The organism is Janthinobacterium lividum (assembly GCF_011601275.1).
GTDB lineage: Bacteria > Pseudomonadota > Gammaproteobacteria > Burkholderiales > Burkholderiaceae_D > Janthinobacterium > Janthinobacterium lividum_E.
This window is the reverse complement of the sequence record NZ_JAAOLY010000001.1, coordinates 527,684-542,093: the sequence shown is the minus strand read 5'-3', so window position 1 is coordinate 542,093 and position 14,410 is coordinate 527,684. Positions and strand designations below refer to the sequence as shown.

Here is a 14,410-nt window from a genome sequence, read left to right as displayed (position 1 = left end):
ATGCCTACACTACTCAGCAGTGCTTCCGCCGACCTGGACGCCGTGGTCGAATTCGACCCGGTCATCATCGGCAAGATGAGCCAGTCCGGCCCGCGCTACACGTCCTATCCCACCGCCGACCGTTTCAACGGGGATTTTGGCTACGGCAATTTCCTGGAAGCGCTGGCCGCGCTGCGCATGCGCGGCGGCCGCCGCCCGCTGTCGCTGTACGTGCACGTGCCGTTCTGCGACACCCTGTGCTACTACTGCGCCTGTAACAAGATCATCACCAAAGACCGCAGCAAGGCCGCCACCTATCTCAGCTATCTGAAACAGGAAATCGCCATGCAGGGCAAGCTGTTTGCCGGCATGAACCAGATCGAGCAATTGCACTTCGGCGGCGGCACGCCCACTTACCTGAGCGAAAAGCAGATGGACGAACTGATGGCGCACCTGCGCCAGCATTTCGAATTCGCTTCCGATGAAGACGGCGAATATTCGATCGAAATCGACCCGCGCACCGTCTCGCGCGAACGCGTGTTTTCGCTGCGCGCGCAAGGTTTCAACCGCATCAGCCTGGGCGTGCAGGATTTCGACGCCGACGTGCAGAAGGCCGTCAACCGCATCCAGCCGGAAGCGGAAACGGTAGCCATCATGCAGGCGGCGCGCGATGCCGGTTTCCGCTCGATCAGCATCGACCTGATCTACGGCTTGCCGAAACAAAACCTGGAAACCATGACGGAAACGCTGCGCAAGGTGATCAACGCCAGCCCCGACCGCATCGCCCTGTACCACTACGCGCACATGCCGCATCTGTTCAAGCCGCAGCGCCGCATCCTCGACGCCGACATGCCCGACAGCGCCACCAAGCTGGCCATGCTGGGCCTGTGCATCGCGCGCCTGACGGCCGCCGGCTACGTCTACATCGGCATGGACCATTTCGCCAAGCCGACGGACGACCTGGCCGTGGCGCAGCGCCAGGGCCGCTTGCACCGCAACTTCCAGGGCTATTCGACGCGCGCGGAAGCGGACCTGATCGCCTGCGGCGTGTCGGCCATCAGTTCCGTCGGCGCCGTCTACAGCCAGAATGAAAAGACGCTCGACGCGTACTATGAAAAGCTTGACGAAGGCGTGCTGCCGATCGCGCGCGGCATCAAGCTCGACACGGATGATTTGTTGCGCCGTATCATCATCCAGATGCTGATGTGCAATTTCGAATTGTCGATCGCCAGCATCGAGCAGGCACACCCCGTGCAATTTCGCAGCTACTTCGCCAGCGAGCTGGACAAGCTGCGCGAACTGGCCCGTGACGGCTTGCTCGTCATCGAGGAAGACTGGCTGACGGTGACGCCGAAAGGGCGCTTGTTGATCCGCAATATTTGCATGGTCTTCGACCGCTACCTGACCATGGCGCGCGCGAATACGGCGCCCGACGCGGTGCAACCGCTGCGCTACTCGAAAACGGTGTAGCGCCACGCGATGAACGCCCTCAGCCTCGTGCCCATGTTCCTCGTCGGCCTGGCCGGCAGCGTGCACTGCATCGGCATGTGCGGCGGCATCGTGGGCGCCCTGTCGCTTGGCGGCGGCGCACCGGCGGCGGCGCCTGCGCGCCCGGTGATCGCCATCGCCGTGGCGCGCCCCGCAGTCCAGGCTAACGTGCTGCGCGTGCTGGCCTACAACGGCGGGCGCATAGCCAGCTACATGCTGGCCGGCGCCATGGCCGGCAGCTTGGCGGGCGCGGGCATGCTGCATCTGGCTTCCCTGCAAGTGGCCGGCTACTGGCTGGCCAACCTGATGCTGGTTGCTTTGGGCCTGTATCTGATGGATGCCTGGCGCGGCCTGGCCCATCTGGAAGCGGCCGGCAACGTCGTCTGGCGCCGCGTGCGCCCCCTGCTGAAACCGCTGATGCCCATGGATACGCCATGCAAAGCGCTGGCCGTGGGCGGCCTATGGGGCTGGGTGCCGTGCGGCATGGTCTACAGCGCCCTGCTGACGGCCATGCTGCAAGGCTCGGCCCTGCAAGGCGCGGCCACGATGGCCGCCTTCGGCCTGGGCACCCTGCCCATGCTGCTGGGCATGGGCTTGCTGGGCACGCGGCTGCGCGCGCAGATGCAGCGCCGTCCCGTGCGCATCGCCAGCGGCTTGCTGGTGCTGGGCTTTGGCTTGCTGGGCCTGCTGCGCGCCGCGAACGGCGTCTCGCTGGGCTGGCTCGACGCTCTGTGCGTCACCGGCCATCCATGAAAAGACGCTTGAAAACAAACCTATGAATGCTGTTTTACAACCCTCCGCCTGCTTCCATTGCGGCTTGCCCGTGCCAAGCGGTTCCAGCTGGAACGTGGCCATCGACGACGTGCCGCGCGCCATGTGCTGCCCCGGCTGCGAAGCGGTGGCGCAAACCATCGTCGACATCGGCCAGAGCGCCTACTACCGCGACCGCGACGAATACGCCGTCAATGCAGCGGACGCCACCATGGTGCCGCCCGAATTGCGCCTGTACAGCAATGACGATGCGCAATTCGCGCGCGACGCCAGCAGCTGCGAAGCAACGCTCTCTGTCGAAGGCATCCGCTGCGCCGCCTGCGTCTGGCTGATCGAGCGCCAGCTGACGCGCCTGCCCGGCGTGCAGGCAGCCAGCCTGAACGTCGCCACGGAGCGCCTGTACGTGCGCTGGAGCCGCGCGCAGTGCGAGCCGGGCGACATCCTGCAAGCCGTGCGGCAAGTCGGCTACACGGCCTATCCGTACGACGCCGTGCGCCATGGCGAGCGCCTGCAAAAAGCCAGCAAGACGTTGGGCCGCCAGTTGTTCGTGGCCGGCCTGTCGATGATGCAGGTCATGATGTACGTGGCGCCCGCCTACCTGGCCGCCGAGGACGGCACGCTGGACGACAATATGGCCAGCCTGATGCGCTGGGCCAGTCTGCTGCTGACCCTGCCCGCCATCTGCTATTCGGCCATGCCCTTCTTCCAGGGCGCCTGGGCCAGCTTGCGCGCGCGCACCCTGGGCATGGACGTGCCCGTCGCACTGGGCATCCTGGCCGCCTTCTTCGGCAGCGTGGTGGCAACCTTTACGGGCCGCGGCGAGGTGTATTACGACTCGGCCACGATGTTCATTTTTCTCTTGCTGTGCAGCCGCTATTTCGAGCTGCAGGCGCGCCGCAAGGCCGCTTCCGCGCTCGAGCGCCTGCAGCACGCCTTGCCCGCCTCCGCCTCCTTGATGGCGGGCTATCCCGACAACCGCGCCACCACCCTGGTGCCGGCCGGCAGCCTGGCCGTGGGCGACGTCATCCTCGTCAAACCGGGCGAGGCGATCGCCGCCGACAGCGTCATCGTCGAAGGCACGAGCGCGCTCGATTTATCCTTGCTGACGGGCGAGAGCGCGGCGCAGCGCAGGAAAACGGGAGAACGGGTGCCGGGCGGGGCCATCAACGCGAGCGCGGCGCTCATCTTGCGTGTGCTCAAACCGGCGCGCGAAAGCACCTTGTCCGACTTATTAAAACTGATCGAACGGGCCGGCAGCGGCAAGCCGCAGATCGCGCAGTGGGCCGACAAGGTCGCCGCCTGGTTCGTATTGGGCCTGCTGCTGTTTGCCGTCGCCGTGTTCGCCTTCTGGAGCTGGCACGACCCGTCGCAAGCGTGGCCCGTGGCCATTGCCGTGCTGGTCGTGTCTTGCCCGTGCGCGCTGTCTCTTGCCACGCCGACGGCGCTGGCGGCCGCCACTGACAGCCTGCTGCGGCGCGGCGTGCTGATCGTCCAGCCGCACGTATTGGAAACCCTGCACCGCGCCACCCACATCGTCTTCGACAAGACGGGCACCTTGACCCTGGGCCGGCCCGTGCTGCGGCAAATCGAAGGGCTCGGCAGCCTGAGCGAGGACGATTGTTTGCAGGTGGCCGCCGCGCTGGAAGCGGGCAGCGCCCACCCGCTGGCGCAGGCGATCCTGGCGGCGGCAGGCGAACCATCAGGCGCGCATGCAGAGCAAGTGCAGGAAGTGCAGGGGCAGGGATTGGAAGGCATCGTCGACGGCGTGCGCTACCGCCTGGGCAATGCGGCCTTTGTCGCCGCCATCGCCGGGCCGCCGCTGGGCGACACGGCCATCGGCATGCAGGGCATGACGCCGCTGTACCTGGGCGCGCAGGGCCGCTGGCTGACGCGCTTTTTACTCAGCGATGCGCTGCGCCCGGAAGCGCGCGACGTCGTCGCGTATTTCCAGCGGCGCGGCAAGCAGGTCGTGCTGCTCAGCGGCGACCAGGAAGCGCTGACGCAAAGCGTGGCGACGGAACTGGGCATCAACACGGCCTGCGGCGAATGCCTGCCCGATGAAAAGCTCGATTTCGTGCAGCAGCTGCAAGCGACGGGCGCCGTGGTGGCGATGGTGGGCGACGGCATCAACGACGCGGCCGTGCTGAGCGGCGCCGACGTCTCGTTCGCCATGGGTTCCGGCGCCGCCCTGGCGCAGGCGCATGCGGATACGGTACTGCTGTCGAGCCAATTGGTATCCGTGCTCGACACGGCGAAGACGGCCGCGCGCAGCATGCGCATCATCCGCGAAAACCTGGGCTGGGCCACCCTGTACAATCTGACGGCCATCCCGGCCGCCGCGCTGGGTTTCTTGAACCCCTGGCTGTCGGGTGTCGGCATGGCTGCCAGCTCGGCCGTCGTCATCGCCAACGCCCTGCGCCTGCGGAAAGCCTGAACATGGAAGCACTGTATCTTCTCATCCCCTTGAGCGTCGTCGTCGTCTTCATCGCCCTGTGGGTGTATTTCACGGCCTCGGACGGCGGCCAGTTCGACGACCTCGTCGGACCAGGCCTGCGCGTGCTGCAGGACGACGACACGACGGCCACGCCGGCACCCGGCGAACCGCATCCCTGACCTCACCAGCCCGGCCGGCATCCCGCGCGCCATGGCCGGCGCGTCTGCCCCGCATCCGTCCGGATTGCAGGGATCTTGTATGGCTTTGTTGAGCGGAATTTGACCGAAATATCACTTTATTTCGATGCCAGTTCGCTACGCTTATTTCATCCGGGGAATTTTGATCCACATCAAAGTTTTTTCGCGGTCAAACACTTACTCTCTGGCCACCATCATAAATAGTAATTCCAGGGAGAGTCTTTGTGGATCAATCGCTGAACTATAACTACAAGATCGTGAAGCAATTCGCGGTCGCTACTGTGGTATGGGGCATCATCGGCATGCTGGTTGGCGTTATCATCGCCGCTCAGCTGGCCTGGCCTGCCCTGAACCTCGACATACCATGGCTGACATACGGACGCCTGCGTCCGCTGCACACGAATGCGGTGATTTTCGCCTTCGGCATCTGCGGCCTGTTCGCTACTTCGTACTACGTTGTACAACGCACCTGCCAGGTGCGCCTGTTTTCCGACAAACTGGCCGCCTTCACCTTCTGGGGCTGGCAAGCCGTGATCCTGTGCGCCGTCGTCACCTTGCCTATGGGCATGACGCGCGGCAAGGAGTACGCGGAACTGGAATGGCCTATCGCCATCCTCATCGCCGTCGTCTGGATCGCCTACGCCATCGTGTTCTTCGGCACGCTGATCAAGCGCAAGGTCAAGCACATCTATGTGGCCAACTGGTTCTTCGGCGCCTACATCCTGGCCGTGACGATTTTGCACGTGGTCAATGGCGCCGTCATGCCAGCCTCGTTCACGAAATCGTATTCCGCCTATGCGGGCGTGCAGGACGCCATGATCCAGTGGTGGTACGGCCATAACGCGGTGGGTTTCATCCTGACCGCCGGCTACCTGGGCATGGTCTACTACTTCATCCCGAAACAGGCCGAGCGCCCCGTGTACTCGTACCGTTTGTCGATCGTCCACTTCTGGGCGCTGATCTTCACCTACATGTGGGCGGGCCCGCATCACCTGCACTACACGGCATTGCCTGACTGGACGCAATCGATCGGCATGGTCTTCTCGCTGGTCCTCTTGGCACCAAGCTGGGGCGGCATGATCAACGGCATCATGACCCTGTCGGGCGCCTGGCACAAGCTGCGCACCGACCCGATCCTGAAATTCATGATCGTCTCGCTGTCGTTCTACGGCATCGCCACCTTCGAAGGCCCGATGATGTCGATCAAGACCATCAACTCGCTGTCGCACTACACCGACTGGACCGTGGCCCACGTGCATGCGGGCGCCTTGGGCTGGGTCGGCTTCATCACCATGGGTTCGATCTACTACCTGCTGCCGCGCCTGGCTGGCCGCACGCAGATGCACAGCACGCGCCTGGTCGACGTGCACTTCTGGGTGGCCACCATCGGCATCGTGCTGTACATCGCCGCCATGTGGATCGCCGGCGTGATGCAGGGCCTGATGTGGCGCGCTGTCAATCCGGACGGCACCCTGACCTACACCTTTGTCGAGAGCGTGAAAGCAACGTATCCGTACTACGTGGTGCGCGTGGCCGGCGGCCTGCTGTACCTGTCGGGTATGTGCATCATGGGCTACAACACCTGGATGACTCTGCGCGGCAGCAAACTCCCCGTCGCCCGCATTCCGGAACTGAACGCGGCGCACGCCTGATAGGAGCGAAAGCAAATGAAATTTTCACATGCATGGATTGAGAAAAACCCCTGGCTGCTGATCGCCCTGGTCACGGTGGTGATCAGCATCGGCGGCGCCGTCGAGATTGTCCCCCTGTTCTTCCAGAAGAGCACGACGGAACCGGTCGCCGGCCTGAAGCCGTATTCGCCGCTGCGCCTGGCGGGCCGCGACATTTACGTGCGCGAAGGCTGCTACAACTGCCACTCGCAGATGGTGCGTCCGCTGCGCGCGGAAACGGAACGCTATGGCCACTATTCGGTCGCCGGCGAGTTCGTCTACGACCGTCCGTTCCAGTGGGGTTCCAAGCGCACGGGACCCGACCTGGCCCGCGTGGGCGCCCGCTACAGCGACGAATGGCACCGCACGCACTTGAACAACCCGCGCGACGTGGTACCCGAGTCGAACATGCCGTCCTACCCCTGGCTGGCGAAGACCAAGCTGGTGCCTGACGAGATCATGCCGAAGATGCGCGCCCTGAAACGCCTGGGCCAGCCGTACAGCGATGAAGAGATCGCCGCCGGCCCGGCGCAGCTGCAGGACAAGACGGAAGAAGACGCCCTGGTCGCCTATCTGCAAGGCCTCGGTACATTAATCAAAACAAGGAATTAGCATGGCAATCGAAAACCTGTTTGACAGCGCCAGCAGCGTCATGACGGTGGTTTCCTTTACGACGTTCGTGGGTATCCTGTGGTGGACGTTCAGCCGCAGCAACAGCGACTTCGACGCGGCGGCGCGCCTGCCGTTCGCCGACGACGCGCTCGACTATCCGGCCGAGGCCGAGATGAACCTGGCGAAGGAGCATCACCATGGCTGACTTTACCAATGGCTTCTGGAATATCTACATCATCGTGCTGTCCCTGCTGGGCATCATCGGCTGCGGCGTGCTGCTGTACTCGCAGTCGAAAGTGAAAGTGGTCGCCGGCGCCCCCGCCGACGGCACCACGGGCCACGTCTGGGACGAGGACTTGAAGGAACTCAATACGCCGATGCCGCGCTGGTGGATGTGGTTGTTCTACATCACCATCGTCTTCGCGCTGGCTTACCTGTTCCTGTACCCGGGCCTGGGCAACTATGCCGGCAGCCTGGGCTGGAAATCGACGGGCCAGTACGAGGAAGAGCTGAAGAAGGCGGAAGCCGACTACGGTCCCCTGTTCAACAAGTACCTGAGCCAGGACCTGAAAACGGTGGCCGCCGACCCGCAGGCGCAAGCCATCGGCCAGCGCCTGTTCCTGACCTACTGCGCGCAATGCCACGGTTCGGATGCGCGCGGCAACAAGGGCTTCCCCAACCTGACGGACAAGGACTGGCTGTATGGCGGCGAACCGGACATCATCAAGACCACCATCCTGCACGGCCGCAATGGGCAGATGCCGCCGATGGGCGCCGCGCTGGGCTCCGAAAAGGATGTCGAGAACGTGGCCCATTATGTGCTGAGCCTGTCCGGTTCGACGTCGGATCCCGTCAAGTCGGTGCTGGGCAAGGCCAAGTTCGGCGCCTGCATGGCCTGTCACGGCGCCGATGCGAAGGGTAACCAGATGCTCGGTGCCCCGAACCTGACGGACAAGGTCTGGCTGTACGGCGGCAGCGCCGACACCATCATGGAAACCGTACGCAAGGGACGCAGCAACACCATGCCGGCCTTCAGCGATTTCCTCGGCGAATCCAAGGTGCACGTGCTGTCGGCGTATGTCTGGAGCCTGTCGAATCCGCAGGCACCCGCAAAGTAAAAATGGAACCTCAAGTCATCAAGATGTATGCGGCCCGCGAGCAAATCTACCCTCGCGAGGCCAAAGGACGCTACGCTACCTGGCGATGGGTATGCGTATGGCTTACCCAGCTCGCGTTCTACGGCTTGCCGTGGTTGACCTGGAATGGCAGGCAAGCCCTGCTGTTCGACTTGACCACGCGCAAGTTCTACATTTTCGGCGTCGTGCTGTGGCCCCAGGATTTCATCTATCTGGCGGCCCTGCTGATCATCTGTGCGTATTTGTTGTTCCTCGTCACGGCCATTGCCGGGCGGGTGTGGTGCGGCTTCTCTTGTCCGCAAACGGTATACACGGAAATCTTCCTGTGGGTCGAACGCCGCATCGAGGGCACGCGCAGCGCGCGCATGGCCCTCGACAAGCAGGGCCCCTCCGTGCGCAAGGCGTTCAAGAAGACGGCCAAGCACCTGGTGTGGGGCGCCATCGCCCTGTGGACGGGCTTTACCTTTGTCGGCTACTTCACGCCGATCAAGGAACTGGCGCAGTCGGTGACCACCTTGAACTTCGGTCCCTGGGAATGGTTCTGGGTCTTGTTCTACAGTCTGGCAACCTACGGCAACGCGGGCTGGCTGCGCGAGCAGGTGTGCAAATACATGTGCCCCTACGCGCGCTTCCAGAGCGCCATGTTCGACCAGGACACCCTGATCATCACCTACGATGCCAAGCGCGGCGAACCACGCGGCGCCATGAGCAAGAAAGCCGGCAACAACGACAAGCTGGGCGACTGCATCGACTGTACCCTGTGCGTGCAGGTGTGTCCGACCGGCATCGATATCCGCAACGGCCTGCAGTATGAATGCATCGGCTGCGCCGCCTGCGTCGATGCCTGCAACAGCGTGATGGACAAGGTCGAGCGGCCGCGTGGCCTGATACGCTACAGCACCGACCATGCGATGGAAAACAACTTCAATTCGAAGCAGATACGCCAGCGCGCCATGCGCCCGCGCGTCCTGATCTACACTTCCATCCTGGCCCTGATCATCATCGCCGTATGTACCTCGCTGGCCCTGCGCACGCCCCTGAAAATGGACGTGATCCGCGACCGCGGTTCGATGGGACGCGAAGTGGAAGACGGCATGATCGAAAACGTCTACCGCCTGCAGATCATGAACACGTCCGAGCAAAGCCAGCATTTCAAGATCAGCGCTACCGGCTTGCCGGGCCTGACCTTGCTGACGCGCGAAGAAGTGACCTTGCAGCCGACGGAAACGCTGGGCTGGCCGATCCGCCTGCGCGTGCCGCACGGCGTGGGCGAAAAGGGCTCGAACAAGATTGCGATCGAATTGCAATCGCTGGACGACCCGTCGCTGCATGTGCGTGAAAGCGCGGTCTTCATCGTGCCGCGTTAATGCAGGAAGGCCGGTCCCCGCACGGGGGCTGGCCGTTTAAAAGGAGAATACCATGTCCGACAGTCTGAAACTGCAGCCTCCCGTTGCACCGTGGTACAAGCATCGCTGGCCATGGCTGCTGATGATCGGCCCCGGCCTGTCCGTGGTCGTCGGCAGCTTCATGGGCTATATCGCGTTTACGCAGCCCGACGCGCTGGTGGTGGGCGATTATTACAAGCAGGGCAAGGCGATCAACCAGGATTTGAAGCGCGACACGATCGCCAGCGACCTGGCCATGGATACGAGCCTGGCGTACGACGTGGCGCAGGCGCGCCTGACCGGTTCCGTGCACAGTTTCGGCAAGGCCTATCAGGCTCCTTTGCTGCTGCACCTGGCGCATGCGACCTTGCCGGAAAAAGATATCAAGGTGCTGGTGCAACCCGATGCGGCCGGCAATTTCTCGGTCGCGCTGCCGATGCTCGAGCGCAGCCGCTGGCAAGTGCTGGTGGAAAACGACAAGCGCGAGTGGCGCCTGTCCGGCATCTGGACCTGGCCCCTGCAGCGCAGCATCGCGCTGCATGCGGACGAAGAACTGTAAGCCTTATTTACAGACGTCCGTGCCTGCCGTAATGGCCTTCAATTTGGCAGGCTGCAAGATCTCGATCTCGCGGTTCGACACGCGCAGCCAGCCTTCCTTCTTGAATTTCGACAGCAGGCGGCTGACGCTTTCGATGGTCAGGCCCAGGTAGTTGCCGATTTCCTCGCGCGACATGCGCAGCTGGAAATTGCTGCCCGAATAGCCGCGCGCTTCATAGCGCGACGCCAGGTTGACGATAAAGGCGGCAAAGCGCTGCGTCGCCTGCATATTGCCCAGCAACAGCATCACGCTTTGCTCGCGCGTGATTTCCTGGCTCATCATGCGGTGAAAATGACGGAGCAGGGTCGGCATATTACCCAGCAATTGTTCCAGGCTGGAAAACGGGATTTCACACACTTCGCTGTCTTCCAGCGCCACCGCATTACAGTGGTGGCGGTCGGCGCTGATGGCGTCCATGCCCAGCAGTTCGCCGGCCATCTGAAAACCCGTCACCTGCTCTTCGCCGCCGGGATTGATCTGGTACGTCTTGAAGTGCCCCAGGCGGATCGCGTACAGGTTCTGGAACGAGTCGCCGATGCGGAACAGCGAGGCGCCGCGCACGACCTTGCGGCGGCGGCCGATGATCTGGTCCAGCCTGTCCATGTCGCCCATATCGAGGCCCATCGGCAGGCACAATTGATGCATGCTGCAGGTCGAGCATCGCGCACGCAACGCTTCCACGTTCACTGTGGGCAAGGTTGGAGTGAGGAGCGCTTCAGTCATGTCAGTACCTTTTAGAAAATGCAACAACAAGTTTACTGCATACAGGGTTGCCGTGTGCCAATTTCACCGCAATTTCGGCGAATAAACGACGTTCCGACTTTAATTATATGGCAACATCGTCAAAAGCCCATGCGGGAAGGGCCATTTGCGCGGCGGCGCTTGCCAAGCTGGGGTATTGATAGGAAAATTCCTGACAGCATTATCTGCCGCCTGTGCCTCCCGGTACTGAAAAGGAAATCATGAAGCCTCTCGGCATCAAAGCAAAAGTCGCGCTGGCCACCAGCCTGACCTCGATCGCCATGATCGCGCTGGTCACCATGATCCAGGTGCAGCACATGCGCGACGACTTCACGCGAGTACTGCTGAGCCAGCAGTCATCCCTGATCAGCCGCACCGCTGCCGAGCTCGACGACAAGCTGGGCATGCTGCTGCAGATCGTCACCCTGACGGCCAGGCAGCAGCCGCCGGAATTGATCGCCCAGCCCGCCCAATTGCGCGAATACTATTCGCGCCGCTCGATGCTGGTGCTGTTCGACGATGTGCTGGTGCTCGACGCGCAGGGTGCCGTCGTGGCCGACATGCCGGAAGTGACGGGGCGCGCCGGCATCAATGTTGCCGAGCGCGAGTATTTCCAGACCGTCCTGCGCACGCGCCAGCCCATGATCACCGAACCGATGCTCGGCAAATCGAGCGGCATGCCCATCGTGCAGATGGTGGCGCCCGTGCTGGCCGCCGATGGCCAGGTGGCCGGCGTGGTGATCGGCGTGCTGCGCCTGTACAAGGACAACCTGCTGGGGCGCCTGCGCTCGGAAAAGATCGGCAAGAGCGGCTATTACTTCATCCTTACGCGCGGCGCCGTGCCGCGCTACGTGCTGCATCCCGATACCAGCCGTTTGCTGCAGCCGCGCCAGCCGAATGCCAACCTGACGACCACCCAGTTGCTGAAGGAAGATGGCGAAGGCAGCATGGTCAGCACCAACAGCCGCGGCATCACGGCCGTCAACAGCTTCAAGCGCCTGAAATCGGTGAACTGGCTGCTGGCCACCTCGCTGCCCGTCGCGGACGCCTTTGAGCCGTTCGATGGCGTGCTGTACCGGCTGGTGCTGTGGAGCATCCTCGCTTCGCTGCTGGCCGCAGCCGTGCTGGGCTGGGTCACCGTGCGCCTGCTGTCTCCACTGGTGCGCCTGCGCGACACCCTGCTGGCCCTGCGCACCAGCGGCAGCCGCTTCACCCCCGTGCCGGTGCAGCAGCGCGACGAGATCGGCGAACTGACGGAAGCGTTCAACGGCCTGATGAGCGAACGCGACCGCCTGCAGCAGGAACTCGAATCGCGCGCGGCGGAGCTGGAACAGGAGCGCGACCGGGCCGAGGCGGCCAACCGCGCGAAAAGCGATTTCGTGGCCAACATGAGCCATGAAATCCGCACGCCCCTCAATGCGGTGCTGGGCATGGTGTATTTGCTGGGCAATACCAGGCTCGACACGGAACAGCGCAAGTACCTGACCATGGTCAGAGTGGCGGGCCAGTCGCTGCTGGGCATCCTCAACGACGTGCTCGACTATTCGAAGATCGAGGCGCGCCGCATGGAATTGTCGCCCGTCGAATTCGACCTTGACGAAGTCATGAATACCCTGGCCACGACGATGACGATGAATGCGGGCGAAAAGGAGCTGGAACTGGCCATCGCCGTCGAGCCCGACGTGCCGCGGCGCCTCGTGGGCGACGCCCAGCGCCTGCAGCAAATTCTCGTCAACCTGGCCGGCAACGCCATCAAATTTACCGAGAGCGGCGAAGTGGTGGTGGCTGTCAGCCTGGCCGAGAGCAAGAGCGAGAGCGGCCGCGCCTGGCTGCGCTTCGAAGTGCGCGACACGGGCATCGGCATGACGGAACTGCAGCAACAGCAGCTGTTTTCCGCGTTTTCACAGGGCGACCAAAGCATCACGCGGCGCTTCGGCGGCACGGGCCTGGGCCTGGCCATCAGCAAGCAGCTGATCCACATGATGGGCGGCGAAATCGCCGTCACCAGCAGCGAAGGCAAGGGCAGCCGCTTCTGGTTCAGCGTGCCCTTCGAGATGCTGGCGCAGCCGGCCGAAACGCGGCGCACGCCGGCCCTGGGCCAGCTGCGCCTGCTGGTGGCCGACGACAACCGCACCACGCGCGAACTGATCGTCAAGCTGATCGAGGCGTGGGGCTGGCTGGCCGACGAAGTGGACTCCGGCTTTGCCGCCATCGAACTGTACCGCGAACGCCTGGCGCAGCAGCAACCGTACGACGTGGTGCTGGCCGACTGGCACATGCCCGTCATGGACGGCCTGGCCACGGCCAAGGCCATCCGTCAGGCGGCCAGCGGCCAGCGCCAGCCCATCGTGGTGATGGTCAACGCCTTCGCCCGCAACCACCTCGAGGAAATCTCCAGCGCGGCCGAGGCCGACGTCGTGCTGATGAAGCCGATCACGGGATCGAGCCTGTTCGACGCCCTGCATCAGGCGCTGATCGCCAAGAATGACGGCGGCGAGCAGCGCATCCTGCACCAGCCGCTGGGCACGGAACTGGCGGGCGTGCATTTCCTGCTGGTGGAAGACAATCATTTGAACCAGGCCGTGGCGCGCGGCATCCTCGAACACATGGGCGCCACCCTGGACGTCGTGGGCGACGGCTTGCAAGCCGTGGAACGGCTGCGTACGGAAGCGCTGCGCTACGACATCGTGCTGATGGACATGCAGATGCCCGTCATGGATGGCTTCAGCGCCACCCACATCATCCGCACGGAACTGCGCTTGAGCCTGCCCGTGATCGCCATGACGGCCGGCGTGCTGGCGTCCGAGCGCGAGCGTTGCATGACGGCCGGCATCAGCGACTTCATCGCCAAGCCCGTGGTGGTGGAAGAGATGATGGAAGTCATCCTGCGCCACCTGCCCAAACGCCCGCCAGTGCAGGCGGCCGAGCCGGCGCGCGTCGCCGATGAGGAAGTGTTTTCCATGGCGCCGCTGATGCGCGTGATGGGCCGCGACGCGAAGGGGCGCGGCGTGCTGCGGCGCATGGTGGAAGACGCGCTGAACAAGGGCATGACGCCCGTGCGCGACGCCGAAACGGCGTTGCACTCAGGCCGCCACAGCGACGTGGCGCGCATCCTGCACAGCGTGCGCGGCTCCGTGGGCACCCTGGGCACGAAACGCCTGATCCGCGCCGCGTTCGCCACCGAGGAAGCCATCGACGCTGGCCGCCTGGACGAGGTGCCGGCGCTGCTGGCGCACACGGCGCAGGAGCTGGAGCAGGCGCTGGCGGCGGCGGCCGACTGGTTGTCGCGGTTGAAGGATTAAGTTTGCTACCTTGCGTAGGTCGGATTAGCGGCGGCACGCCGCGTAATCCGACAACATTGTTGGCGGATCATGTCGGATTACGCGCAGGCGCTAATCC

12 protein-coding genes are annotated in these 14,410 nt (G+C 63.6%); 11 read left to right on the top strand and 1 reads right to left on the bottom strand.

Going from position 1 to position 14,410, the window contains the following annotated elements:
- The 10 genes from hemN to GYK42_RS02460 all read left to right on the top strand — a co-directional run bounded on the left by hemN (position 1) and on the right by GYK42_RS02460 (position 10,231).
- Positions 1-1,449 (top strand): oxygen-independent coproporphyrinogen III oxidase, encoded by a 1,449-nt coding sequence (gene hemN / locus GYK42_RS02505; protein ID WP_166446178.1) that lies wholly within the window; start codon positions 1-3, stop codon positions 1,447-1,449.
- Positions 1,450-1,458: 9 nt separating this feature from the next.
- The gene (locus GYK42_RS02500) at positions 1,459-2,220 is read left to right on the top strand and encodes a sulfite exporter TauE/SafE family protein (RefSeq protein ID WP_166446177.1); all 762 of its coding nucleotides are present in this window, start codon (positions 1,459-1,461) and stop codon (positions 2,218-2,220) included.
- Positions 2,221-2,242: 22 nt separating this feature from the next.
- A complete protein-coding gene (locus tag GYK42_RS02495; RefSeq protein WP_166446176.1) occupies positions 2,243-4,672 on the top strand; it encodes a heavy metal translocating P-type ATPase in 2,430 nt (809 codons plus the stop codon).
- A gap of 2 nt (positions 4,673-4,674) precedes the next feature.
- Entirely contained in the window at positions 4,675-4,851 is a 177-nt protein-coding gene (gene ccoS, locus GYK42_RS02490; RefSeq protein WP_166446175.1) for a cbb3-type cytochrome oxidase assembly protein CcoS, read from the top strand.
- Positions 4,852-5,093: 242 nt separating this feature from the next.
- Complete coding sequence (ccoN, locus tag GYK42_RS02485; RefSeq protein ID WP_034752511.1) at positions 5,094-6,521, top strand: cytochrome-c oxidase, cbb3-type subunit I; 1,428 nt, start codon at positions 5,094-5,096, stop codon at positions 6,519-6,521.
- A gap of 15 nt (positions 6,522-6,536) precedes the next feature.
- Positions 6,537-7,151 carry a cytochrome-c oxidase, cbb3-type subunit II gene (ccoO, locus tag GYK42_RS02480; RefSeq protein ID WP_166446174.1) on the top strand — a complete coding sequence of 205 codons (615 nt, stop codon included), beginning with the start codon at positions 6,537-6,539 and terminating at the stop codon, positions 7,149-7,151.
- Position 7,152: 1 nt separating this feature from the next.
- Positions 7,153-7,356, top strand: coding sequence for a cbb3-type cytochrome oxidase subunit 3 (locus GYK42_RS02475; RefSeq protein ID WP_035823305.1), 204 nt, complete (start codon positions 7,153-7,155; stop codon positions 7,354-7,356).
- Complete coding sequence (gene ccoP, locus GYK42_RS02470; protein ID WP_166446173.1) at positions 7,349-8,269, top strand: cytochrome-c oxidase, cbb3-type subunit III; 921 nt, start codon at positions 7,349-7,351, stop codon at positions 8,267-8,269. The genes GYK42_RS02475 and ccoP overlap by 8 nt, the downstream gene beginning before the upstream one ends.
- Before the next feature lie 2 nt (positions 8,270-8,271).
- Positions 8,272-9,654: a cytochrome c oxidase accessory protein CcoG gene (ccoG, locus tag GYK42_RS02465; RefSeq protein WP_082654612.1), complete on the top strand. Its 1,383-nt coding sequence runs from the start codon at positions 8,272-8,274 to the stop codon at positions 9,652-9,654.
- A gap of 52 nt (positions 9,655-9,706) precedes the next feature.
- Positions 9,707-10,231, top strand: a complete 525-nt coding sequence (locus GYK42_RS02460; protein WP_166446172.1) for a FixH family protein — start codon at positions 9,707-9,709, stop codon at positions 10,229-10,231.
- Between the two features lie 3 nt (positions 10,232-10,234).
- On the opposite strand, the gene fnr is transcribed toward GYK42_RS02460, so the two are convergent.
- The gene (gene fnr, locus GYK42_RS02455) at positions 10,235-10,993 is read right to left on the bottom strand and encodes a fumarate/nitrate reduction transcriptional regulator Fnr (protein ID WP_058050073.1); all 759 of its coding nucleotides are present in this window, start codon (positions 10,991-10,993) and stop codon (positions 10,235-10,237) included.
- 239 nt (positions 10,994-11,232) lie between these two features.
- On the opposite strand from fnr, the gene GYK42_RS02450 reads away from it, so the two are divergent.
- Positions 11,233-14,313 carry a response regulator gene (locus tag GYK42_RS02450; RefSeq protein ID WP_166446171.1) on the top strand — a complete coding sequence of 1,027 codons (3,081 nt, stop codon included), beginning with the start codon at positions 11,233-11,235 and terminating at the stop codon, positions 14,311-14,313.
- Positions 14,314-14,410 lie beyond the last annotated feature (97 nt).

Coding starts and splice junctions, on each gene's coding strand:
- GYK42_RS02475 (WP_035823305.1), top strand. CDS start 7,153: ATGGCAATCGAAAACCTGTTTGACAGCGCCAGCAGCGTCATGACGGTG.
- GYK42_RS02460 (WP_166446172.1), top strand. CDS start 9,707: ATGTCCGACAGTCTGAAACTGCAGCCTCCCGTTGCACCGTGGTACAAG.
- GYK42_RS02495 (WP_166446176.1), top strand. CDS start 2,243: ATGAATGCTGTTTTACAACCCTCCGCCTGCTTCCATTGCGGCTTGCCC.
- ccoP (WP_166446173.1), top strand. CDS start 7,349: ATGGCTGACTTTACCAATGGCTTCTGGAATATCTACATCATCGTGCTG.
- GYK42_RS02500 (WP_166446177.1), top strand. CDS start 1,459: ATGAACGCCCTCAGCCTCGTGCCCATGTTCCTCGTCGGCCTGGCCGGC.
- ccoO (WP_166446174.1), top strand. CDS start 6,537: ATGAAATTTTCACATGCATGGATTGAGAAAAACCCCTGGCTGCTGATC.
- GYK42_RS02450 (WP_166446171.1), top strand. CDS start 11,233: ATGAAGCCTCTCGGCATCAAAGCAAAAGTCGCGCTGGCCACCAGCCTG.
- fnr (WP_058050073.1), bottom strand. CDS start 10,993: ATGACTGAAGCGCTCCTCACTCCAACCTTGCCCACAGTGAACGTGGAA.
- ccoS (WP_166446175.1), top strand. CDS start 4,675: ATGGAAGCACTGTATCTTCTCATCCCCTTGAGCGTCGTCGTCGTCTTC.
- ccoG (WP_082654612.1), top strand. CDS start 8,272: ATGGAACCTCAAGTCATCAAGATGTATGCGGCCCGCGAGCAAATCTAC.
- hemN (WP_166446178.1), top strand. CDS start 1: ATGCCTACACTACTCAGCAGTGCTTCCGCCGACCTGGACGCCGTGGTC.